The sequence below is a fragment of the Pseudomonas sp. AM8 genome, from assembly GCF_036346475.1.
Classification (GTDB): domain Bacteria; phylum Pseudomonadota; class Gammaproteobacteria; order Pseudomonadales; family Pseudomonadaceae; genus Aquipseudomonas; species Aquipseudomonas marginalis.
In genome coordinates, this window is the sequence record NZ_JAOTNX010000008.1 from 287,660 (window position 1) to 309,282 (window position 21,623).

General features: G+C 61.2%; 22 protein-coding genes. 12 read left to right on the forward strand and 10 right to left on the reverse strand.

Annotated elements, in window-relative coordinates; all coding sequences use genetic code 11:
- Window positions 1-13 precede the first annotated feature (13 nt).
- Together V3W40_RS20415 and moaB are read right to left on the reverse strand one after the other, a co-directional pair.
- Window positions 14-1,240: a molybdopterin molybdotransferase MoeA gene (locus tag V3W40_RS20415; RefSeq protein WP_330215556.1), complete on the reverse strand. Its 1,227-nt coding sequence runs from the start codon at window positions 1,238-1,240 to the stop codon at window positions 14-16.
- The gene (moaB, locus tag V3W40_RS20420; RefSeq protein ID WP_027607019.1) at window positions 1,224-1,763 is read right to left on the reverse strand and encodes a molybdenum cofactor biosynthesis protein B; all 540 of its coding nucleotides are present in this window, start codon (window positions 1,761-1,763) and stop codon (window positions 1,224-1,226) included. The genes V3W40_RS20415 and moaB overlap by 17 nt, the downstream gene beginning before the upstream one ends.
- A gap of 76 nt (window positions 1,764-1,839) precedes the next feature.
- Between moaB and mobA the strand changes: the two genes are divergently transcribed.
- Together mobA and V3W40_RS20430 are read left to right on the forward strand one after the other, a co-directional pair.
- The gene (gene mobA, locus V3W40_RS20425; RefSeq protein ID WP_330215557.1) at window positions 1,840-2,442 is read left to right on the forward strand and encodes a molybdenum cofactor guanylyltransferase MobA; all 603 of its coding nucleotides are present in this window, start codon (window positions 1,840-1,842) and stop codon (window positions 2,440-2,442) included.
- 81 nt (window positions 2,443-2,523) lie between these two features.
- The gene (locus V3W40_RS20430; protein ID WP_010211805.1) at window positions 2,524-2,745 is read left to right on the forward strand and encodes a YgdI/YgdR family lipoprotein; all 222 of its coding nucleotides are present in this window, start codon (window positions 2,524-2,526) and stop codon (window positions 2,743-2,745) included.
- 55 nt (window positions 2,746-2,800) lie between these two features.
- On the opposite strand, the gene V3W40_RS20435 is transcribed toward V3W40_RS20430, so the two are convergent.
- The 3 genes from V3W40_RS20435 to V3W40_RS20445 all read right to left on the reverse strand — a co-directional run bounded on the left by V3W40_RS20435 (window position 2,801) and on the right by V3W40_RS20445 (window position 4,405).
- Window positions 2,801-3,691 carry a pseudouridine synthase gene (locus tag V3W40_RS20435; RefSeq protein ID WP_065924549.1) on the reverse strand — a complete coding sequence of 297 codons (891 nt, stop codon included), beginning with the start codon at window positions 3,689-3,691 and terminating at the stop codon, window positions 2,801-2,803.
- Window positions 3,692-3,758: 67 nt separating this feature from the next.
- Window positions 3,759-4,094: a hypothetical protein gene (locus V3W40_RS20440; protein ID WP_010565034.1), complete on the reverse strand. Its 336-nt coding sequence runs from the start codon at window positions 4,092-4,094 to the stop codon at window positions 3,759-3,761.
- Between the two features lie 74 nt (window positions 4,095-4,168).
- Window positions 4,169-4,405 carry a glutaredoxin family protein gene (locus tag V3W40_RS20445; protein ID WP_027607016.1) on the reverse strand — a complete coding sequence of 79 codons (237 nt, stop codon included), beginning with the start codon at window positions 4,403-4,405 and terminating at the stop codon, window positions 4,169-4,171.
- 194 nt (window positions 4,406-4,599) lie between these two features.
- On the opposite strand from V3W40_RS20445, the gene V3W40_RS20450 reads away from it, so the two are divergent.
- Window positions 4,600-6,336, forward strand: coding sequence for a cation:proton antiporter (locus tag V3W40_RS20450; RefSeq protein ID WP_330215558.1), 1,737 nt, complete (start codon window positions 4,600-4,602; stop codon window positions 6,334-6,336).
- On the opposite strand, the gene V3W40_RS20455 is transcribed toward V3W40_RS20450, so the two are convergent.
- A complete protein-coding gene (locus V3W40_RS20455) occupies window positions 6,323-7,531 on the reverse strand; it encodes an ammonium transporter (protein ID WP_074844674.1) in 1,209 nt (402 codons plus the stop codon). The two genes, V3W40_RS20450 and V3W40_RS20455, sit on opposite strands and share 14 nt — an antisense overlap.
- A 345-nt stretch (window positions 7,532-7,876) precedes the next feature.
- Between V3W40_RS20455 and V3W40_RS20460 the strand changes: the two genes are divergently transcribed.
- From V3W40_RS20460 to V3W40_RS20495, 8 genes are all read left to right on the forward strand, one after another.
- The gene (locus V3W40_RS20460) at window positions 7,877-8,191 is read left to right on the forward strand and encodes a DUF883 family protein (protein ID WP_012723021.1); all 315 of its coding nucleotides are present in this window, start codon (window positions 7,877-7,879) and stop codon (window positions 8,189-8,191) included.
- 2 nt (window positions 8,192-8,193) lie between these two features.
- A complete protein-coding gene (locus V3W40_RS20465) occupies window positions 8,194-8,577 on the forward strand; it encodes a phage holin family protein (RefSeq protein WP_012723020.1) in 384 nt (127 codons plus the stop codon).
- Window positions 8,574-8,912 carry a hypothetical protein gene (locus tag V3W40_RS20470; protein ID WP_027607013.1) on the forward strand — a complete coding sequence of 113 codons (339 nt, stop codon included), beginning with the start codon at window positions 8,574-8,576 and terminating at the stop codon, window positions 8,910-8,912. Before V3W40_RS20465 ends, V3W40_RS20470 begins: the two co-directional genes overlap by 4 nt.
- Before the next feature lie 89 nt (window positions 8,913-9,001).
- Window positions 9,002-10,165 carry an EAL domain-containing protein gene (locus V3W40_RS20475; protein WP_027607012.1) on the forward strand — a complete coding sequence of 388 codons (1,164 nt, stop codon included), beginning with the start codon at window positions 9,002-9,004 and terminating at the stop codon, window positions 10,163-10,165.
- Window positions 10,166-10,236: 71 nt separating this feature from the next.
- A complete protein-coding gene (locus V3W40_RS20480) occupies window positions 10,237-11,568 on the forward strand; it encodes a deoxyguanosinetriphosphate triphosphohydrolase (protein WP_065924453.1) in 1,332 nt (443 codons plus the stop codon).
- 171 nt (window positions 11,569-11,739) lie between these two features.
- On the forward strand, window positions 11,740-12,135 hold the full coding sequence (locus V3W40_RS20485) for a response regulator (protein ID WP_065924452.1): 396 nt from the start codon (window positions 11,740-11,742) through the stop codon (window positions 12,133-12,135).
- Window positions 12,136-12,391: 256 nt separating this feature from the next.
- On the forward strand, window positions 12,392-13,012 hold the full coding sequence (locus V3W40_RS20490; protein WP_065924451.1) for a response regulator transcription factor: 621 nt from the start codon (window positions 12,392-12,394) through the stop codon (window positions 13,010-13,012).
- Between the two features lie 8 nt (window positions 13,013-13,020).
- Window positions 13,021-16,656 (forward strand): transporter substrate-binding domain-containing protein, encoded by a 3,636-nt coding sequence (locus tag V3W40_RS20495; RefSeq protein ID WP_330215559.1) that lies wholly within the window; start codon window positions 13,021-13,023, stop codon window positions 16,654-16,656.
- A gap of 27 nt (window positions 16,657-16,683) precedes the next feature.
- Here the strand turns inward: V3W40_RS20495 and V3W40_RS20500 are convergent, their stop codons facing one another.
- Complete coding sequence (locus tag V3W40_RS20500) at window positions 16,684-17,166, reverse strand: GAF domain-containing protein (protein ID WP_065924449.1); 483 nt, start codon at window positions 17,164-17,166, stop codon at window positions 16,684-16,686.
- Complete coding sequence (locus V3W40_RS20505; RefSeq protein WP_027607006.1) at window positions 17,163-18,053, reverse strand: ATP-binding protein; 891 nt, start codon at window positions 18,051-18,053, stop codon at window positions 17,163-17,165. Before V3W40_RS20505 ends, V3W40_RS20500 begins: the two co-directional genes overlap by 4 nt.
- Before the next feature lie 163 nt (window positions 18,054-18,216).
- On the opposite strand from V3W40_RS20505, the gene V3W40_RS20510 reads away from it, so the two are divergent.
- Window positions 18,217-20,526, forward strand: coding sequence for a hybrid sensor histidine kinase/response regulator (locus V3W40_RS20510; RefSeq protein WP_065924448.1), 2,310 nt, complete (start codon window positions 18,217-18,219; stop codon window positions 20,524-20,526).
- On the opposite strand, the gene V3W40_RS20515 is transcribed toward V3W40_RS20510, so the two are convergent.
- Window positions 20,480-20,971 (reverse strand): MarR family winged helix-turn-helix transcriptional regulator, encoded by a 492-nt coding sequence (locus tag V3W40_RS20515; protein WP_065947252.1) that lies wholly within the window; start codon window positions 20,969-20,971, stop codon window positions 20,480-20,482. The two genes, V3W40_RS20510 and V3W40_RS20515, sit on opposite strands and share 47 nt — an antisense overlap.
- Window positions 20,968-21,453, reverse strand: a complete 486-nt coding sequence (locus V3W40_RS20520; protein ID WP_027607003.1) for a glutathione peroxidase — start codon at window positions 21,451-21,453, stop codon at window positions 20,968-20,970. The genes V3W40_RS20515 and V3W40_RS20520 overlap by 4 nt, the downstream gene beginning before the upstream one ends.
- Window positions 21,454-21,623: the final 170 nt, after the last annotated feature.

A 21,623-nucleotide genomic window follows, 5' to 3' on the forward strand; every position in this document is an offset into this window, starting at 1 on the left:
TTTGGATCTACGGTCAGTTGAGGACTTCGCTTAGCGGAATGAAATTGACCCGATCACCCACCTCCAGCGTCGTCCCTTCCAACACCTCCACAAACCCCTCCGCCCACGCCGCGCTGCGCAGCACGCCGGAGCTCTGGTTGCGGTAGATGATCGCCTTGCCCTGTTCGATGCGCCCGCGCAGATACTCGCGGCGGTTGCCCGGCTTGGGCCAGGCGAACCCCACCGGCACGTCGAAACGCAGCGGTTCCACGTCCGCCACACCCTGGCGGCGCAGCAAGTAGGGGCGCGCCAACAGCGCAAAGGTCACCAGGGTCGAGGCCGGATTGCCCGGCAGGCCGATCACCGGCACGCCACGGAAATGACCAAAAGTCAGGGGTTTGCCCGGCTTGATCGCCAGCTTCCATAACGCCAGCTCACCCTCTTCGCGCAGGGCAATACCAAGGAAATCCGCCTCGCCCACCGACACACCGCCCGTGGACAAAATCAGATCAACCGCCCTCAAGCCTGCCAGGCGCGAACGGGTCTGCTCCAGGTCGTCCGGCAGGATGCCTGCGTCGATGACTTCGCAACCCATGCGCTCAAGCCAGGAACACAACACGCGGCGATTGCTGTTGTAGATCTGGCCCGGACCGAGGGGCAAACCGGGCTCGATCAGTTCATCGCCGGTGGACAACACCGCGACACGCGGGCGGCGGATCACGTCCAGCCGATCACGGCCAAGGGAAGCCGCCAGGCCCAGCTCGATCGGGCCCAGGCGCGTACCGGCCGTGAGCACCCGCTCGCCGACGGTGGTTTCCTGGCCTTGGGGGCGGATGTTCTGGTTGGGCTGCAACGGTTCGCTGAAGCTCACGCGCTCATCGGCGTGGACCACGGCGTTTTCCTGCATTTCCACGCAGTCCGCGCCTTCCGGTACCGGCGCCCCGGTGAAGATGCGCGCACAGGTGCCGGCCGCCAGCGGCTGCGGCGCCTGGCCAGCGAAAATACGCTGGCTGACGGGCAAGGGTTCACCGGTCCAATCCACCAGGCGCACGGCGTAACCGTCCATGGCACTGTTGGGCCAGGGCGGCAGGTCGAGGGTGGAGACCAGATCCTGGGCCAATACACGGCCGTCGCACTCGGCCAGGGACAGCACGTGCTGCTCGCGGATCGGCGCGGCTTCGGCCATCGCCAGCAGCTGTTGCAGGGCGTGTTCTACCGGCATCAGGGCGCCGGTCTTGCCGGGCTTACCCACGGGATTCACAGGGTTCGGCCAGCTTCAGGTGCGGCACGAAGTTGCAGGGGCGATGACGGTTATCCAGTTGTTCGGCGAGGATGCCATCCCAACCGGTGCGCACGGCATTGGTGGAGCCCGGCAGGCAGCACACCAGGGTGCCGTTGGCCAGGCCGGCCAGGGCGCGGGATTGCACGGTGGAGGTGCCGATGTCGGCCACGGAGATCTGGCGGAACAGTTCGCCAAAGCCGTCGACCTGTTTGTCGAGCAGGCAGCCGACCGCTTCGGGGGTGCTGTCGCGGCCGGTGAAGCCGGTGCCGCCGGTGATCAACACCACTTGCACCACGTCTTCGGCAATCCAGTGGGCGACCTGGGCGCGGATCTTGTAGAGGTCGTCCTTGAGCAGCACGCGCTCGGCCAGGTGGTGGCCGGCGGCGGTGAGGCGGTCGACGAAGACCTGGCCCGAGGTGTCGGTGTCCAGGGTGCGGGTGTCGCTGACGGTCAATACCGCGATATTCAGGGGTACGAAGGGTGCATCGGCCTTGGCTTTCATGGCACGGTCCGGTTGTCGAAGGAACGGCCCGATGTTATATCACAGGCCCCTGTTCAGCTGCCTGCGCGGAACCCACATGCCACTCGACTCAATCCCCCAGCCCTGTTCGATCCTGCTGTTGGCCGGTGGCCGCGGCCAGCGCATGGGCGGCCAGGACAAAGGCCTGCTGGACTGGCACGGCCTGCCCTTGATCGCACACGTGCAGCGCCTGGTACGGCCACTGACCGATGACCTGATCATCTCGTGCAACCGCAACCAGGCGCAGTACGCCGCCTATGCCGACCAGTTGGTAAGCGACGACAGCCCGGATTTTCCCGGGCCGCTGGCGGGTATCCGCGCAGGACTGGCCGCCGCGCGCCATGGGCACCTGCTGATCCTGCCGTGCGATGTGCCCCATATCGACGCTCGACTCCTCGCCGACCTGCGTGAAACCGCACAACGCCATCCCTTGTTGCCGGTGATGGTGCGCCACGGTGAATTCTGGGAACCCTTGATCTGCATCATCCCCATCGGCCTGCGAACCGAGGTAGAACAGGCCTGGCATGCCGGTGAACGCAGCCCGCGAAAGATCCTCCTGCAATTGGGCGGCGTGGGCGTGGAATGCCCAACCGATGACCCGCGCCTGGCCAACCTGAATACACCAGAGCTGTTGCGCCCAAGGTCTGACGTGTCAGAATGAACCTTCGCACAAGGAACTTTGGCGACGTCTCACACGTCTCAAGGTCAGCAATCAAAAAGTATTCTCTTGGAGACAACACCCATGACTCAACGGACCATCGCCGCTCTCATGCTTGCACTGGGCCTGGCTACCCTCGCCGGTTGCGCCTCGCCGACAGTGATCACCCTGAATGACGGTCGCGAAATCCAGGCCGTCGACACCCCGAAATACAACGAAGATTCGGGTTTCTACGAATTCGAACAGCTTGATGGCAAGCGAACCCGCATCAACAAAGATCAGGTTCGCACCGTTAAAGACCTGTAAGCCTCAGCGCTTGCACACAAGGCCCGCCTCGCGCGGGCCTTGTCGTTTCCGGGGGTTACCAGTCGAGGGTGATGAGGCTTCGAAACCGGCGTTCTTCAGCGGTGACCGGGTCGATAAACCGCACGCCCTGGGCCAGCAGCTTGAGGGGATTGGCGTAATCATCGACCGCATCCTTGATCACGTCCGGATAGAACGGATCGTTGCAGATGCTCGCCCCCAGCGCGGTCATGTGTACACGCAGCTGGTGTTTCTTGCCGGTCACGGGAAACAGGCCGTAGCGCCATAAGTCGCCGTTCTTTTCCCGCACCTCCACCGCTGTTTCGGTGTTGCTGGCACCGGGGCCTTCCTGCATGCGGAAGAAAGGTTCGCCATCCACCAGGCGGCTTTTGTGTACCAACGGGAACGTCAGGCCAGGCAAAGCCGGGGCGATGGCTTCGTAGAATTTATCGATCCGGCGCGTGGGAAACAGCTGCTGATAGGCCGAACGGCTGGCCGGGTTGGCCGAGAACAGCACCAGCCCGGCGGTGTGTCGGTCGATGCGGTGCAGGGGCACCAGCGCCGGGTTGTCCAGGCGGCGAATCAGGCGGCGCAGCAGGGTTTGCTCGACGTACTCGCCGGCCGGGGTCACGGGCAGGAAGTGCGGTTTGTCCGCCACCACCAGGTGCTCATCGGCGTAGAGGATGCTTTCCTGCACCGGGATGACTTTTTCGTTGGGGACTTCACGGAAGTAATAGATGCACAGGCCTTCCCTGTAGGCCAGGTCCAGGGGGATCGGGGTGCCAGTGACATCCAGCACCCGCCCACGGGCGATGCGGTCCAGCCACTGTTCGCGACTGATCGCCGCAAAGTGCTCGCACAGGCACTCCAGCACCGTCGCCCAGGGGCCAGGTGGCAGGTACAGGGTGCTGGCTTGGTGCTGGGACGCGGAAAAAGCGGATGTGGACATGCTCGAAGCCTTGAAAAAACAGGCGGGCATTATCCCGCATCAAGCGGGATGAAACCTAGGGCGGATCTCAGGCCTTGGCCAATTCCGCGCGCAGGATCGGCGAAGCACTCGCCGCCTCGGTGAACTCCTTGAGCCAGCGCAGCACGTCCACCGCTTCCCAGCGGCCGGGATCGTAAAGCGCGTACAACAGGCCCTGGTAACCCACCACATCGAGCTGCTTGTGATAACCGGCGCGCTGGAACAACGCCTCGATCTCGGCAAAGCAGGTATTGAAATGCACTTTGTTAAACGGCGTCTTGCCTTCCGTGACCAGGCCGTCGAGGCGCAGCTCGTTCACCGCGTCGCGCACGACATCGGCAGACATGCGATTGACGCTGCTTTTCAGTTGTTCAACATTCACCACGGGCGTTCCCTCTATTCAATCGCTGTACAAACATACAGTAACGTAATATTCGGAAACCCGCCATCGCATAAACGTCAGCGCAGGAAGGCGACAACCTGATCCGCATCGAAGGGCCAATCCAGTTCAGCCCCCGTGTCCACCCGCCGAAGCACCGGAATCCTTAGGCCATAGGCGTCGGTCAGGTCGTCGGGGTCGGTGATATCAACCAACTCGACCAGCAACCCGCGTTCGACGAGCGGCATGATTTCGGCTTCGGCAATTTCACAAAGATGGCAACCCAGGGTGCCGAACAACTGGCATTCAGGAAGCATGACGAATGGCCCTGATCAGTAAGTAGACGAGCATTCTAAGCCTGACAAAAACCTGTGGCGAGCGGGCTAGCCACAGGTACAGCGTTCGCTCTCCGGAAATCCGCCGACCACAATAAACCCTGACCCAGATCACCATGGCCTATAACTGATTCAGCGATTCTCGCGGCTTTTTGCCCGCTCACCCTGCAACGGAGATGCTTGTGTTCGCCAACCTGCTGATCATTCTGGCCTCATCCCTGGTGGTGATTGCGCTGTTTCGCCGGCTGCAACTACCACCCGTGCTGGGCTACCTGTGCGTGGGCCTGGCCGTAGGGCCGACTGCCCTGGACTGGGTGAATGACAGCGAAGAGCTGCCCGACCTTGCCGAACTGGGCGTGGTGTTCCTGCTGTTTTCCCTGGGCCTGGAGTTTTCCCTGACCAGGATGCTCGCCCTGCGCCGCGTGGTGTTTGGCCTCGGCAGCTTGCAGGTGCTGGGGTGCAGCGTGCTGCTGGGGGGCCTGTTGATGGCCTTCGGTGTGGCACCGGGCATCGCCTTGTTGCTGGGTGCGGGGCTGGCGCTGTCGTCCACGGCGATCGTCAGCAAGGAACTGACCAGCCTCGGCGAAATCTTCAGCAGCCATGGCCAGAACGCGATCGGCGTGTTGCTGTTCCAGGATGTGGTGGCGGTGTTGCTGCTGACGCTGGTGCCGGTGTTCGCCGGCAGCAGCGAACAGGCCTGGTACTGGGCGTTGCCGCTGACGCTGGGCAAAACCGTGGTGTTGTTCGTGGGCCTGTTGCTCGCCAGCCGCTGGTTATTGCCGCGCTTGTTTCATGAGGTCGCCGCTTCCCATTCGGCGGAGCTGTTTGTGCTGCTGGCGCTGGTGATCGTCTTGCTGACCGCCTGGCTCACGCATCTGCTGGGCCTCTCCCCTGCCCTCGGTGCCTTCCTGGCCGGCATGCTGCTGGGCGAAAGCCATTACCGCCATCAGATCGAAGCGGATATCCGGCCCTTCCGCGACATCCTACTGGGGCTGTTTTTCGTCAGCATCGGCATGCTTATCGACCTGCAGTTATTCGTCAGCCACAGTCTGTTGATCCTCGGCATGACCCTCGCGCTGATGCTGATCAAAGGCAGTGTGGTGGCTGCGCTGGTCAAGCTGCGCGGCAGCGACAGTGAAACCGCCTGGCGCAGCGGCCTGGCCCTGGCCCAGGGCGGTGAGTTCTGTTTTGCGCTGATGGCGCAGATGCAACAGAGCCGGCTGATACCCGATGAATTCAACGGTCTGCTGCTCGCCGCCACGTTCTGTTCGATGCTGTTGACGCCACTGCTGTTGCGCGCCGCGCCGGCGATTGCCCTGCGCCTGCATCGTAAGCCCAACCAACAGGTACAACTTGAAGAAATTGCCGCCCTCAACGCCCAATTACACGGGCATGCGGTCATCTGCGGCTATGGCCGGGTCGGGCAATCCATCGGGCGCTTTCTGCGCAATGAGCAACAGGCGTTTATCGCCCTGGATGACGACCCGGAACGGGTCCAGGAAGCCGCCACCGAAGACAGCAGCGTGCATTACGGCGACTGTCGCCGTGGCGCCTTGCTCAGTGCCGTGGGCCTGGAACGGGCGTGCCTGGTGGTGATTGCCGTGGACAACAGTGATGTGGCCCTGGCGGTGCTCAAGGAAGCCCGCCATATCAACCCCGACGTGCCGATCCTGGTGCGCACCCGCGATGACAGCCAGTGGGCTGAATTGAAAGCCGCGGGCGCCAGCGAAGTGGTGCCCGAGCTGCTGGAGTCAAGCCTGATGCTCGCCTCCCACGCCTTGATCCTGCTGGGCCTGCCGGACCAACAGGTGCAGGCGCGGGTCGATGAAGTCCGGCATAACCGCTATCGCCTGCTGCACGGTTTCTACACGCACCCGAGCACCGACGAAGAGGCGCCTATCAATCCTGACTGACCGCACCGATCTTGTGGATCGACAGATCTGCGCCGTAATACTCCTCCTCCTGGCTCAGGCGCAGCCCCTGTACGCGCTTGATCACGCCATACACCAGCAGGCCGCCGCCGAACGCGACGACCACACCGAGCCCCGTACCGATCAATTGGCTGATCAGACTCACGCCGCCCAATCCCCCCAGCGCCTTTTGCCCAAAGATGCCGCAGGCAATCCCGCCCCATACACCGCACAGGCCATGCAGTGGCCACACCCCCAGCACATCGTCGATCTTCCAGCGGTCCTGGGCGGCGATAAAGCACCACACAAACAGCCCGCCCGCAACCACACCGGTGACCAGCGCGCCCACCGGATGCATCAGGTCGGAACCCGCGCAGATCGCCACCAGCCCGGCCAACGGACCGTTATGCAGGAAGCCTGGGTCGTTGCGGCCGATCACCAGGGCGGCGACGGTGCCGCCGACCATGGCCATCAGCGAGTTCACCGCCACCAGGCCGCTGACGCCGTCCAGGGTCTGCGCGCTCATCACGTTAAAGCCGAACCAGCCGACAATCAGGATCCACGAGCCCAACGCCAGGAACGGAATGCTCGACGGCGCAAACGCCACCAGGCGCCCTTCCCGGTAGCGCCCATTGCGCGGGCCCAGCAGCAGCACCGCCGCCAGCGCCAGCCAGCCGCCCATGGCATGCACCACCACCGAGCCGGCAAAGTCATGGAAGCTGGCGCCGAACGTCTTGAGCAACCAGGCCTGCAAACCGAAATTGCCGTTCCACACCATGCCTTCGAAAAACGGATAGATAAACGCCACGATCAACGCGGTGGCGCACAACTGCGGAGCGAACTTTGCACGCTCCGCAATACCGCCGGAGATGATCGCCGGGATCGCTGCCGCAAACGTCAGCAGGAAGAAGAACTTCACCAGGCCATAACCATGGTCGGCGCTGATCACGGCCGCCGGTTGCATGAAGCTCACCCCGTAGGAGATCCAATAGCCTATAAAGAAATAGGCCAGGGTGGAGATGGCGAAGTCGCTGAGGATCTTCGACAGGGCGTTGACCTGGTTTTTCTGGCGCACCGTCCCGACTTCCAGAAACGCGAAGCCGGCGTGCATGGCCAGGACCATGACCGCACCGATCAGGATAAACAGGGTATTGGAGCTGTGGACCAGAGTGTCCACCGCACTTTGCAGATTTTCCATTGAAGTTGGCAGGCCTGTGTAAGGCAAAAAGCACCAAAGCGGTTCAAGCCAGGGGTTGCGCGCACTAAATTGGCACCTCCGGCACCGCCCCTCTTCAGAGGGCGTGAACCGCTTTAGCGCAGCGTTCAACACAACCGGCCGTTGCCGACAGGGTTTTTCCGCGAGTTTGAGTTATTTAGGGTAAGGTTTTTCGAGACCTGAGCCCCGACCGCCCGGATTCAGCGCAAGCCACGGGGCGTGCGCACCAAGGCAAAGCAAAAGCTGTACCAGACAATTGCACTGAACCTTCACCGATACCGGTGACTCGAAACCACACGTACCGATCAGCCAATCACGGAGATAACCATGGCCAGAAGAACTGCAAAGACTGCTCAAGAAATACTGATGGCGGATTTTCAAACCCTGGTGACTGACACCGAAAGGTTGCTGGACGACACCAAGGTGCTTGCGGGCGACCAGGCCGATGAACTGCGCGCCAAGATTCATGACACGCTGTTGCAGGCCCGCGAAACCCTCAAGCAAACCGAAGACTCCCTGCGCGAACGCGGCCAGGCGGCGGTCACCGCGACCGAAGATTACGTGCAGGCCAACCCTTGGCAGTCGGTAGGCATTGCCGCCGGCGTGGGCTTTCTGATCGGCCTGCTGGCCACAAGGCGCTAATCATGTCTATCGGCGAAACTGGCTCGTCCACGGGTACCACCTCACGACGCCTGGGCGCGGCCGTTCTTGGCTTGCTGCACAGCCACGTCGAACTGTTTGGCATCGAATTGCAGGAGCAGAAGGCCCGTACCGTCAGCCTGCTGCTGTTTGCCGGCCTGGCGCTGGTATTTGCCCTGTTGTTGCTGGTGGGGTTGTCGACACTGGTAATGATCCTGGTATGGGACACCGGCTACCGCCTGACCGGGATCATCTGCCTCTGCGTGTTCTACAGCCTGGCCGCTGCCTTCTGCGGGGTGCGCTTGAAAGCGGCGGTGTTCGATGAGTCCACGCCGTTCCACGCCACCCTTGAAGAGCTGGCCAATGATCGGGAGCGCCTGCTGCCATGAGCTCGAATGAAATCCAGCAAACCTCCCGCCGGGAAATGCGCAAGGCCTTGATCCGCCTGCGCATGGAGATGCACCGCCAGGAGATACGCCACGAATCCCAGCAATTGATGGCGCCGCTGAACAAGGTGCGCAACCTGGGCCAAAACTTTCAGGGCGGCCTGGGCATCAAGCACGCGCCGCTGTGGGGCGTGGCCGCTGTAACCCTGATCGGTTTCTTCACCGGCAAGGGCGCCAAGGGCGGCGGTATCAGCAGTGTGACGCGCCTGGTGCGCCTCGGTGCCGGCCTGATCCCGCTGATCAAACTGGCCATGCAGGGCAATTCACGCAAAGGTTGAGCCTGCTGGCTGCATTCTTGCTAACAGAATGGCCCGGTCCTCGTTTCGAGGGCCGGGTCTTTTTTCGCCAGTGTTTTTAAGGAGGCCCCGTGATCGACGGGCAACCGCTCGCCTGCTTCCAACCGTTTATCGATACCGCCACCGGGCGCATTGCCGGCGTCGAGGCCTTGGGGCGTCTACGCCAGGCTGATGGCCGCCTGCAGTCCGTTGGCCCGCTGTTCGCCGACCCACGCACGCCAGGCGCGAGCTTGCGCCGTCTCGACCGGCAGATTCGCGACAACGCGTTAAGCCGCCTGCATGAAGCCCCCGAAGACTGGTTCCTCAGCCTGAATATCTCGCCGCGCTGGATCAACCAATTGCGTCCGGGCCAGGCGCTGCCAAGCCTCAAACAGATCCACAGCCATGGCGTCGACCCGCAGCGCATCGTGTTCGAGATCACCGAACTGGGCGGCGACATCCAGCGCCTGGCCGAGGTGGTGGCACGTTATCGCGAGGCCGGTGCGCGCATCGCCATCGATGATTTCGGCGCCGGCTATTCCCAGCTTGACCGGGTATTGGCGCTGCAGCCGGACATCCTCAAGCTGGACATGCGCCTGTTCCAGCAAGCCGCCAGGGGCGGACCGAGCAGTGACGTCGTGCGGGCGCTGGCGCAGATGGCGGAAAAGACCGGCTGCTGGATCATTGCCGAAGGCGTGGAAACCGAGGCGCAGCTGAGCTTCGCCCTGGAATGCGGTTCGCGCTACGTGCAGGGCTATCTGTTTGCCCAGGCGCAATTGGACTGGTTCGCCACCGACGCCTTCGTGCCGCGCTTTGACCAACTGCGCGCGGCGTATGTCCAGCAGAAGCTGGCCGAACGCGGGCGCATCATGCAACTGCGCCAGCAATTGACCGAACTGATGAAGATCCTGCAATCCTGGGCACAGGCCCAAGCCCCGCTGGATCACTTGCCCCAACTGCCGGCCTTCCCCTGGCTGCTGCGTTTTTACCAATGCGACCGGCATGGCACCCAGTTGACCCCCAACTTCGAATGGCGCCAGGACGCCTGGCAGGCCGACAGCCGCTACCTGGGCCACAACTGGTCATGGCGCCCGTACTTCTATCACCTGCTGGCCGAAGGTTGGGAGGAGCGTCGCCTGACGCTGTCCTCGACCTACCGCGATGCCACCACCAACCAGTACTGCCTCACCGCCGGACAATTCTTCGATAACGGTCAGCGCTTGCTGTTAATCGATATCGACGCGGCCGGCCTGTAGATTTTCGCTTGCCCCGCCAAGGCGGAACCGGGAAGCTGGGCGGGTCATTCACCGTACGGAGAGTACCCGCCTTGGATTGGCCCACCCTGCTTACCCGCGAACGCCTTGGAAAACCCCTGCACAGCCCGGAAGAACTAGGCCGCAGCCCGTTTCACAAAGACCATGACCGCATTATCTTCTCCGGCGCGTTTCGCCGCCTGGGCCGCAAGACCCAAGTGCACCCGGTGTCCAGCAACGACCATATCCACACACGCCTGACCCACTCCCTGGAAGTCAGTTGCGTAGGCCGCTCCCTCGGCATGCGCGTGGGCGAAACCCTGCGCAGCGCCCTGCCCGACTGGTGTGACCCGAGCGACCTGGGCATGGTGGTGCAATCGGCCTGCCTGGCCCATGACATCGGCAACCCGCCGTTCGGGCATTCAGGCGAAGACGCCATCCGCCACTGGTTCCAACAGGCAGCGGGGCGCGGCTGGCTGGACGACATGAGCAGCGCCGAGCGCAATGACTTCCTCAACTTCGAAGGCAATGCCCAAGGCTTCCGGGTACTGACCCAACTGGAATACCACCAGTTCGACGGCGGCACGCGCCTGACCTACGCGACCTTGGGCACGTACCTCAAGTACCCCTGGACCGCCCGCCACGCCGATTCCCTGGGTTACAAGAAACACAAGTTCGGCTGCTACCAGAGCGAACTGCCGATCCTCGAACAGATCGCCAGCAAGCTCGGCCTGCCGCAACTCGAGGAACAACGCTGGGCTCGCCACCCACTGGTCTATCTGATGGAGGCGGCAGACGACATCTGCTACGCCTTGATCGACCTGGAGGACGGCCTGGAAATGGACCTGCTGGAGTACACCGAAGTCGAGTCACTGCTGCTCGACCTGGTGGGCGACGACCTGCCGCAGACCTACCGGCAACTGGGCGCCCAGGACTCGCGCCGACGCAAGCTGGCGATCCTGCGCGGCAAGGCCATCGAGCACTTGACCAACGCCGCGGCGCGCGCCTTCGTCGAACAACAGGAGGCCTTGCTTGCCGGCACCCTGCCCGGCGACCTGGTAGAGCACATGCACGGCCCCGCCAAACGCTGCGTGCTGGATGCCAAGGACATGGCGCGCAAGAAAATCTTCCAGGACAAGCGCAAGACCCTCCACGAGATCGGCGCCTACACCACCCTGGAAATCCTGTTGAACGCCTTCTGCGGCGCGGCCCTGGAGCAGCACGGCGGACGCACGCCGTCGTTCAAGAACCGGCGCATTCTCGACCTGTTGGGCAACAACGCGCCGGACCCTGCATGGCCGCTGCACAGGTCGTTCCTGCGGATGATCGACTTCATCGCCGGCATGACCGACAGCTACGCCACCGAGATGGCACGGGAGATGACCGGGCGCTCCAGCCCTCAATAACCTGGCTGATCACGCCGCCTGTTCACTGAACAGAATCTGCCTACGATGGGAACAGAGCGGCCTGATCGAATTCGCACAAGCGCCCGAAGAATAATCGCGCACGCTCCGGGCAGGTCTGGCGAACAGTTCCTACGTGCCCCCTATCGACGCTTGACTCACCGTGTGCCTTCTATGCCCCACTACCCCTTTCGGATCCTGTTGGTGGAGGACCATCCCTTTCAGCTCCTCGCCACCCAATGCCTGCTGAGAAGCTTCGGCTTCGAGCACCTGGCCCCGGCCGAAAACGCCGAGCAGGCAATCCGTTTGATGACCCAGGCCGAGGCTCCCTTCGACATCATCCTCTGTGACCAGTGCCTGCCCGACCTGCCCGGTCTTGAGTTGATTGAAATCGCCAGTCGCCAATGCTTTATCAAGGCCGCCATCTTGCTCAGCGGACTTCCCGAGGCAGAACTTTCAGCGTTGCAAACCCAAGCCCTCAAACGTGGCCTGCCATTGCTCGGTTACTTGCCAAAGCCGTTGAATAAAGATGAGCTTGCACGTTTGACCCATACATTACTCACGTTATAAATGTAGGACTTTAAACAGATCGACCGGTCGGAAAAATCGCGCATAACCACCGTAAAGTCCTTGCCATGTTCCTTCGGCCCATGCCCCTGCGGAACCTTGGCCTCTTGCGTTACAGCTCCTTAGAGACAGGTAGGCTTTTACCTTTTTTAATGTAGGAACTTTCCTGTTTTATACCTGCCACCCCCCAAGTTCATGCTTATCCATCGGCTTCTGAGCTAATGTGCCCGCTTTATTTGTACTTGCATGGAATATGATCATGAATACAGTTTTTATTATTGACGACCATCCGGTTATAAGACTTGCCATACGAATGTTGTTGGAACACGAAGAAAATTTCAAAGTAGTCGGCGAAACGGATAACGGATGCGACGCCATCCAAATGGTCCGCGAATGCATGCCGGACCTGATCATCCTCGACATCAGCATTCCAAAACTCGACGGGCTGGAAGTGCTTTGCCGATTCAACGCCATGAACGCGTCGATGAAAACCCTGGTGCTGACGGCTCAATCCCCCACCCTGTTTGCCACGCGTTGCATGCGTTCGGGAGCCGATGGCTACGTGTGCAAGGAAGGTGACCTGAGCGAGCTGATGAGCGCCATCCGCGCTGTACTGTCCGGTTATAACTACTTCCCCAGCCAAGCCTTGAACACCAACGATGAGGCCTGCAAGGAACTTGAACTGTTCAAGGCGGTTAACGATCGGGAGTTGATGGTATTGCAACTTTTCGCACAAGGCCGCACCAACAAGGAAATAGCCAAAGGTATGTTCTTGAGCAACAAAACAGTAAGCACTTATAAAAAGAGGCTGATGCAGAAACTTCAAGCCAAGTCCTTGGTAGAACTTATCGAGATGGCAAAACGGAACGCGCTAGTGTGAGAAACAGGATGCCCAGGCGTATAAAGGACTATTTGATTATATTGAGTGCCGGTTTGTGCTTCAGCACCGCCGTGCCTGCCACCCCTCCAGCGAGCCCGGAGCATTTCAACCTTTTGAGTCGTGCGAGCTCCGTGCAGCTGGAACCCTACCTGAACAAGGCCCAGCGCCAATGGCTCCAGAACAAACGCGAACTGGTACTGGGCGCGGCGTTTCCTGACTACCCGCCTTTTGACCTCACCTCCAGCGGGCGTGACTATGAGGGACTCACCGCCGACTACGCCGGCTTGCTGGCAATGGCGCTGGACGTGCCGGTAAAAGTGTTGCGCTACCCCTCCCGAGAGGCCGCCATTCATGCCCTCGAAGCGGGTGAAATCGATTTACTGGGTTCCTCCAACAGCTTTGAAGCGGCAAATCCCAACCTGACCCTGTCGGAGCCGTACGCCGTGGACCGGCCAGTGCTGGTGACCCGCGAAGGCGAAACCCGCAGCCTGGCTGATGGGCTGGCCGGCATGCGCCTGGCACTGGTCTATCACTATCTGCCACTGCACGAAGTGGAAAGGCTCTACCCCAAGGCAATCATCCGTGCCTACCCTTCTTATCAAAACGCCTTGAATGCAGTGGCCTTCGACCAGGCAGACGTCTTTCTCGGCGATACCATTTCCACCCACTACATGATCAACAAGGGTTACCTGAAAAACATTCGCATGGCGAACTTCGGCAAACATGAAGCCTATGGATTCAGCTTTGCCATGCCCCAGGAACAGCAGACGCTGTTGAGCATCGTCGACGCCGTCCTGAGGGCCGTGCCCGCTGCCGAACGGGAAACCATTGCCAAACGCTGGAGTGCCGGCAGCGACATCCTCCTGACCGACCAAAAGCTGCAACTGACCCTTCGCGAAGAACGTTGGCTGAGGGAGAACCCGGTCGTCAAAGTGATCGTGAACCCTACCTTTGCGCCGCTGACCTTCTTCGACGCCGATGGCAATTTTCGCGGCATTACGGCCGACCTGCTGGAACTGATTCGCCTGCGCACCGGGCTGCGCTTCGAGATCCAGCGCGGGCGTGATGTGAACACCATGATCGAGCACGTTGAGACCGGCAAAGCAGACATCGTCGGCGCAATCATCCCCAGCGTCGAGCGAGAAGCCCAACTGAACTTCAGTCGTCCCTACCTGGAAAACTCCTACGTGATGCTGACACGCAAGGACGGCCAGGCCCCTACAGGCCTTGAGGAAATGGAGGGCAAGCGCCTGGCAATCACGCAGGGCAGTCCGCTGAAAAAATTCCTGCGTGAGCACTTCCCAAAGATTCAGCTGGTAGATACCGGCGACACGTTCAAGTCAGCCGAACTTCTGGTACAAGGCCAGGTAGAGGGCGCGGTGAATACCCTGGTGGTCGCCAATTACTTCCTGTCCTCGCAGATACTCCAGGACAAGATCCAAATCAGCTTCAGCATCGGCACGATGCCGGCCACCTTCGGGCTGGCGACATCCCGCAGCGCCACCGAACTCAGCTCGATTCTCGACAAGGCGTTGCTCAGCATCGCCCCGGACGAACTCGGCGTGATCAACAGTCGTTGGCGCGGTTATACCGCGGCCTCGGACAGTTACTGGCGCGACTATCACCAACTGATTGCGCGCATCGTCATCGGGACCGGCCTGCTGCTGCTGATTTCCCTGAGCTGGAACGCGTACATGCGCCGCCAGATCAAGCACCGCAAAATGGCCGAGCGCGCCCTCAATGATCAGTTCGAGTTCATGCGCGCCCTGGTCAATGAAACCCCACACCCGATCTACGTGCGTGACAACAAGGGGCTGCTGCAGACCTGCAACGACAGTTACCTGCAGGCGTTCGACGTCAAGCGCGAGGATGTGATAGGTAAAAGCGCGATCCAGATCAGCACAGCCCTTGCAGTCGAGGCGGCGCAATACCATGCCGACTATCAGCGCGTGGTGGCCGAGGGCAACCCGCTGATCCTGGACCGCACCCTGCATATTCGCGGAAAAAAACTGACGATCTACCACTGGATCCTGCCGTACCGCGACTCCGTCGGTGAAGTCCAGGGCATCATCGGTGGCTGGATCGATATCAGTGAGCGGCGCCAGTTGTTCGACGAACTCCGCACCGCCAAGGAGCGAGCCGACGAAGCCAATCGGGCCAAGAGCACGTTCCTCGCCACCATGAGCCACGAAATCCGCACGCCGATGAACGCGGTGATCGGCATGCTCGAGCTGACCCTCAAGCGGGCGGACCAGGGCCACCTCGACCGCCCGGCCATCGAAGTCGCCTACAACTCGGCCAAGGATCTGCTGGAGCTTATCGGCGACATCCTGGACATCGCGCGGATTGAATCCGGGCGCCTCAGCCTGGCACCGGAACGCGTCAACCTGAGGGAGGTGATCGAGTCGGTGGTGCGTGTCTTCGACGGCCTGGCGCGCCAGAAGACCCTTAGCCTGTTGCTGGAGTTCACGCCTGATCTGGAGCACACCGAAGTGCTGATCGACCCGCTGCGCTTCAAGCAGGTGCTGTCCAACCTGATCAGCAACGCCATCAAGTTCACCGAACGTGGCCAGGTAAAGATCAAGGTGGAAGTATCGGCCACCGAACTGCCGCAGCAGGTCGAGATGAAACTGGTGGTGGAAGACACCGGCATCGGTATCAGCCGGGACGACCAGATGCGCCTGTTCGAACCCTTTGCCCAGGCGGACAACTCAGGACAGCTGGCCAGGAGCGGTGCGGGTCTCGGGCTGGTGATCTGTCGCAGCCTGTGCGCGATGATGGGCGGGCAACTGAGCCTGAGCAGCGTGCCCATGGTGGGCACCCAGGTGCATGTGAGCCTGAAGATGAATCGCCTGCAGGCGCTGCAGGTGGCCGAAGAACTCAAGCCCGCCGAGACCTCGAACGTGCCGGTGCTCAATGTGCTGGTGGTGGACGATCATCCGGCGAATCGCCTGTTGATGTGCCAGCAGCTCGGCTACCTGGGCCATCAGTACACCGCCGCCCAGAACGGCGCCTCCGGCTTCCAGGCCTGGCGCCAGGAGCACTTTGACCTGGTGATCGCCGATTGCAACATGCCGATCATGAACGGCTACGAACTGAGTCGTTCGATCCGCGAATACGAGGAGCGCGAACAACTGACGCCTTGCGTGGTACTGGGTTTTACCGCCAATGCCCAGCCCGAAGAGAAACAACGCTGTGCGCAGGCGGGCATGAATGACTGCCTGTTCAAACCCATCAACCTTACGGCGCTGGAGCTGCAACTGGCGAAGATCAGTCCTCAACCCAGCGGCATGACCCTGGACATCGGCAACTTCGAGGCCCTTACCGGTGGCGATCCACACATGAGCCGCCTCTTGCTGGAGGAGTTGCTGAGCAGCAGTCGCCAGGATCGCCAGGAGTTGGTTGCACTGATCGCTGCGCAGGCCTTGCCCGAAGAGATCATCGAACAGGCTCACAAGATCAAGGGGGCCGCGCGCATCGTTCAAGCCTCTGCGCTGGCCTCGCAATGCGAAGCCGTCGAACAGGCCTGTGCCCGGGGCGATGATCGGCCCCTGATCGAAGCGGGGGTGAAATCCCTGGAGAAGCTGATGCTGGAGTTGGAGAGGATGCTGCAAGTGCGGCTTGACGAACTGGATGGCCGATAAGGGGCGGGGCTGCGCCCCCTATTTCGATCAGCAGTCGGTCAAACGCAGGAAAATCGCCGCCAGCTGTTCGATACCGGCCTGATCCTGGGGGGTAAAGCGGGCCAACGACGGGCTATCGAGGTCAAGGACACCAATCAATGTGCCGTCCTTGACCAGTGGCACCACCAGTTCGCTGTTGGACGCGCTGTCACAGGCGATATGCCCGGGGAACGCGTGCACATCGTCTACTCGCTGGGTTTGCCGCGAGGCCGCGGCCGCGCCGCACACCCCACGGCCGAACGGAATACGCACACAGGCGATCTGCCCCTGGAACGGGCCAAGCACCAGCTCTTCATTGCGGTTGAGGTAAAAGCCCGCCCAGTTCAGGTCATCCAGCTGGCTGAACAGGAAAGCCGAAAACTGGGCGCTGTTGGCGATGAAATCACGCTCATCGGCCAGCAGCGACTCCAGCTGGGCACTCAGCAAGGCATAGCCACCGAGGCCGGTGCCGGCCTGTTGTAAATCGATCATGGTTGACGCTCCAGCAATTTGAGACCCACCCAGTAACGGGCGAATTGATACGCGCAACGACCGTTGCGGTTGCCGCGCCCGGTGGCCCAGCGCACGGCGAGAATGTCGAGGTCCTCATCACGCTGCCACTGCAAACCCGCCTTGTTCGCCAGCTCGCCGATCCAGTGCTCGACCACGTCCAGGAAATGTTCCTGGGTGAACGGGTAGAACGACAGCCACAAGCCAAAGCGGTCGGACAAGGCAATCTTGTCTTCCACCGCCTCGCTCGGGTGCAACTCACCGTCCACGCGCTTCCAGTTATCGTTGTCGCTCTGGTTTTCCGGCACCAGGTGGCGGCGGTTGGACGTGGCATACAGCAGCACGTTTTCAGGGGCCTGTTCCAGGGAGCCATCCAGCACGCTCTTGAGTACCCGATAGTCGCCTTCGCCGGCTTCGAACGACAAGTCGTCGCAGAACAGGATGAAACGTTGCGGCAACTTGAGCAGTTGCTCAACCACACGCGGCAGGTCGGCCAAGTGGTCACGCTCGATTTCGATCAGGCGCAGACCGGCCTTGGCGTGTTGAGCGAGCAAAGCGCGCACCATGGACGATTTACCGGTGCCCCGCGACCCCCACAGCAACGCATGGTTGGCAGGCAGGCCATCCAGGAACTGCTGGGTGTTGCGCGCCAGGGTTTCACGTTGCTTGTCCACGCCGATCAGGTCGGACAAGCGCATGTCCAGGCTCACGTCCAGCGGCAATAGGAAGCCACTGCGGCCCTCACGCTGCCAGCGGGCGGCCAGGCACTGGTTCCAGTCGATGGTTTGGCGCGGCGCGGGCAACAAGGGTTCCAGGCGGGCGAGCACGGCATCGGCTCGCTCCAGAAAGGCACTCAATCGAGAATCCACGATTATTCCTCTGGCAAGTTCTTGCAAAAGATGGCGTATTGGCAACCCTGCGACAGACCGCTTGGGGCTGCGTAAAAAACGTTTCATGCCGGGCAGGCCTGGGCGTGTGGATGTTCAGCTATGCTTGCCGGGCGAAGGGAAACGTGAAGTGGTTCAACACTCAATGGATATCAAGTTCGCCCACCGCTTGTCTTATAAACAAGCCAGATTGACGGTGCTGGTCGGTTTCGTCTTGGGAACCTTGCTCAGCCTGATCCAAATCGGCATTGATTATGCCAGCGAAGACGCATCCATCAACCGCGAAATACGTTCGCTGATCGAAATCAGCCATAACCCCGCGTCACGTATCGCCTACAACATCGATGCCGAACTGGCCCAGGAACTGACCCTGGGCCTGCTGCACTCCCCCGCCATCATTCGCGCGCAGTTGATCGACAACAACGGCGTGGTGCTGGCCGATGTCGACCGGCCACGCAAGGAAAGCACCTACCGGCCTATCAGTGACTTCATGTTTGGCGCCAACCGCCAGTTCGAAGACCAACTGTTCCTGAGCCACATGCCCAACGAGTCACTTGGCGTACTGCGCCTGGACGTCGACACCTACGCCTTTGGCAGCCGGTTCCTGCGCCGCGCCGAGATCACCCTGCTCAACGGGTTCGCGCGTAGCCTGCTGCTGACCGGGATTCTGCTGGGCCTGTTCTACGTCATGCTGACCCAACCGCTGGTGCGCATTATTCGTGAGCTGAGTACCCGCAAGCAGGCACGCCTGGACTGCCCGCCAGGGCATGAGCACGATGAAATCGGCGTGCTGGTGGACGTCGCCAACCAGCAATTCGAAAACATGGAAACCGAAATCCAGCAGCGCCGCCACGCCGAGGATCGGCTGACCGAATACCTGGGGCAACTGGAACATATCGTGTCCGCGCGCACCCTTGAACTCAAGGCCAGCAACCAGCGGCTGACCCAGTCCAACGATGAGCTGGAAGCCGCCAAGATGCATGCATTGGGCATGGCCCAGGCCCGGGCGGCCTTCCTGGCGAACATGAGCCACGAAATCCGCACCCCGCTCAACGGCCTGCTGGGCATGATCGCACTGTCGCTGGACAGCCCGTTGAACGCCGAACAACGCCAGCAACTGTCTATCGCCCATGACTCCGGCAAAGTGCTGGTGGAACTGCTCAACGATATTCTCGACCTGTCCAAGTTCGACGCCGGCCAGTTGGAGCTGGAGCGCATCCCGTTCGACCTGGGCGCACTGGTGGAAGACACCGCCAACCTGTTATCGCAGAACGCCGCACCGAGCGTGGAGCTGAGCTGCCTGATCGACCCGCAGTTCCCGGCCCAGGTGCTCGGTGACCCGACCCGTGTGCGGCAGATTGTCAGTAACTTGCTCTCCAACGCCTTGAAGTTCACGCGCTTTGGTCGGGTCGATGTGCGCCTGGGTACCCACGACGGCGGTGTACGCATTGAAGTCTGCGATACCGGCATCGGTATTGCGCAGGAAGCGCAGGTGAAAATCTTCCAACCGTTCACCCAGGCCGGCGCCGGCATCACTCGCCAGTATGGCGGGACGGGCCTGGGCCTGGCACTGACGCACAACCTGTGCGAAGCGATGAAGGGGCGCTTGAGTATCAGCTCGGAAGTGGGCTTTGGCAGCCAGTTCTGCGCAGACCTGCCACTGCCCGCCCATTTGCCCGCAGTGCAGCCAGCGCCTCTCAAAGGCGAGGTCATCGCCATCACCAACGCCGGCAGCGGCCTGACAGAGTTGCTCACGACCCTGCTGCCCTGCTGGGGACTGTCCCTGCGTTGTTTCACCATGGATGACGATTTGAGCGGGCAAACCCCCGACCTGCTGATTACCGACTGCCCGGAATGCCTGTTCCGCATACGGCCGGGCATTACCGCGCCCATCCTGCTGGTGACCGCCTATGGCAACTTCATGCCCAGCGAAGAAGTGGCGGCACTGGCGCCGTTGCACCAACAGGCACGCCCCTTGAGCCGCAACGCGCTGTACCAGATCCTGCAACGCAACTTACGCACCGACGCGCACCTGGTGCTTGACCCCGTCCAAGTGGATGCCGCACCGCTCGCACATCGGGCGCGCATCCTGCTGGTGGAGGACAACCCGGTCAACCAACTGGTGGCCAAGGGCATGCTCAGCAAACTGGGCTGCGAAGTGATCGTGGCCGCCCACGGTGGCGAAGCGCTCAAGTTTCTTGAAGAACAGCGCTTCGATATGGTGCTGATGGACTGCAACATGCCGGTGATGGATGGCTATGAGGCCAGCCGGCAGATTCGGCGCAGCGGACGCTGGCCGGACCTGCCGATTGTCGCGTTGACCGCCAATGCCCTGTCCGAAGAGCGCGAGCGCTGCCGTGCGGCGGGGATGAATGATTACCTGGCCAAGCCGTTCCGCCGCGAAGAACTCAATGCCCTGCTGGACTTGTGGGTGCCTGGGACGACAAGTCTTTAAGTTGCACAAGCAACTGGTCGAGACCATCGCGCAAGGCATCGGCTTGATTCAGGTCGATGCCGCGATCACACAACAGGCGGGTCTTCAGGCCATGGGCCTGGTCCCGCAGTTGCACACCGGCCTCGGTCAGGCTCAAGTGCACTTCACGCTCATCCCTGGCACTGCGCCGACGCGTCACTAACTCAAGCTGTTCAAGGCGCTTGAGCAGCGGCGTCAGCGTGCCTGAGTCGAGCATCAGGCGCTCCCCCAGGGCCTTGACCGTCGGCTGCAGCGCAGGCGTGGCGTGCCACTCCCACAACACCAGCATCACCACATATTGCGGGTAGGTCAGACCCAACTGGTCGAGCATCGGCTTATAGGCACGGGTGACAGCGCGTGACGCAGCGTAGAGCTTGAAACACAGCTGGTTGTCCAGGGCCAGGGACACACTGGGCAAGTCGGTCATTTGAGCAAGGCTTCGATCTCTTGGGTCAAGTCCTGCGGCTTGGTGGCAGGACCGAAGCGCTTGACCACCTGGCCGTCGCGGCCGATGAGGAACTTGGTGAAGTTCCACTTGATGCCCTTGGACCCCAGCAGGCCCGGCGCCTGTTTTTTCAGTTGCACGAACAGTGGATGGGCATCGCTGCCATTGACGTCGATCTTCTTGAACAACGGGAAGCTGACACCGAAGTTCAGCTCGCAGAATTCGGAAATCGCACCTTCGTCACCGGGCTCCTGCTTGCCGAACTGGTTGCAAGGAAAGCCCAATACCACCAGGCCCTGGTCCTTGTACTGCTGCCAGAGTTGCTCCAGGCCCTTGTACTGCGGGGTGAAGCCGCATTTGCTGGCAGTGTTGACCACGAGGACGGCCTTGCCGGCGAAATCGGCCAAGGTCTTTTGCTCACCCTTGATGGTGGTGCAAGGGATGCTCAGCAGGTTGTTGCTCATGGCAGTGCCTCGATAAGGAAGAAAGAGGATGAAACATAGTAGGCAATTCAATTGCGTGCAATTTAATTGACCACACTGATGACACCTCATCAGCACTCTGTAGGAGCGAGCTTGCTCGCGAAAAACTCAAGGACACCGGGCTGAACCAGAATGCCCGTGTAATCGTTGAC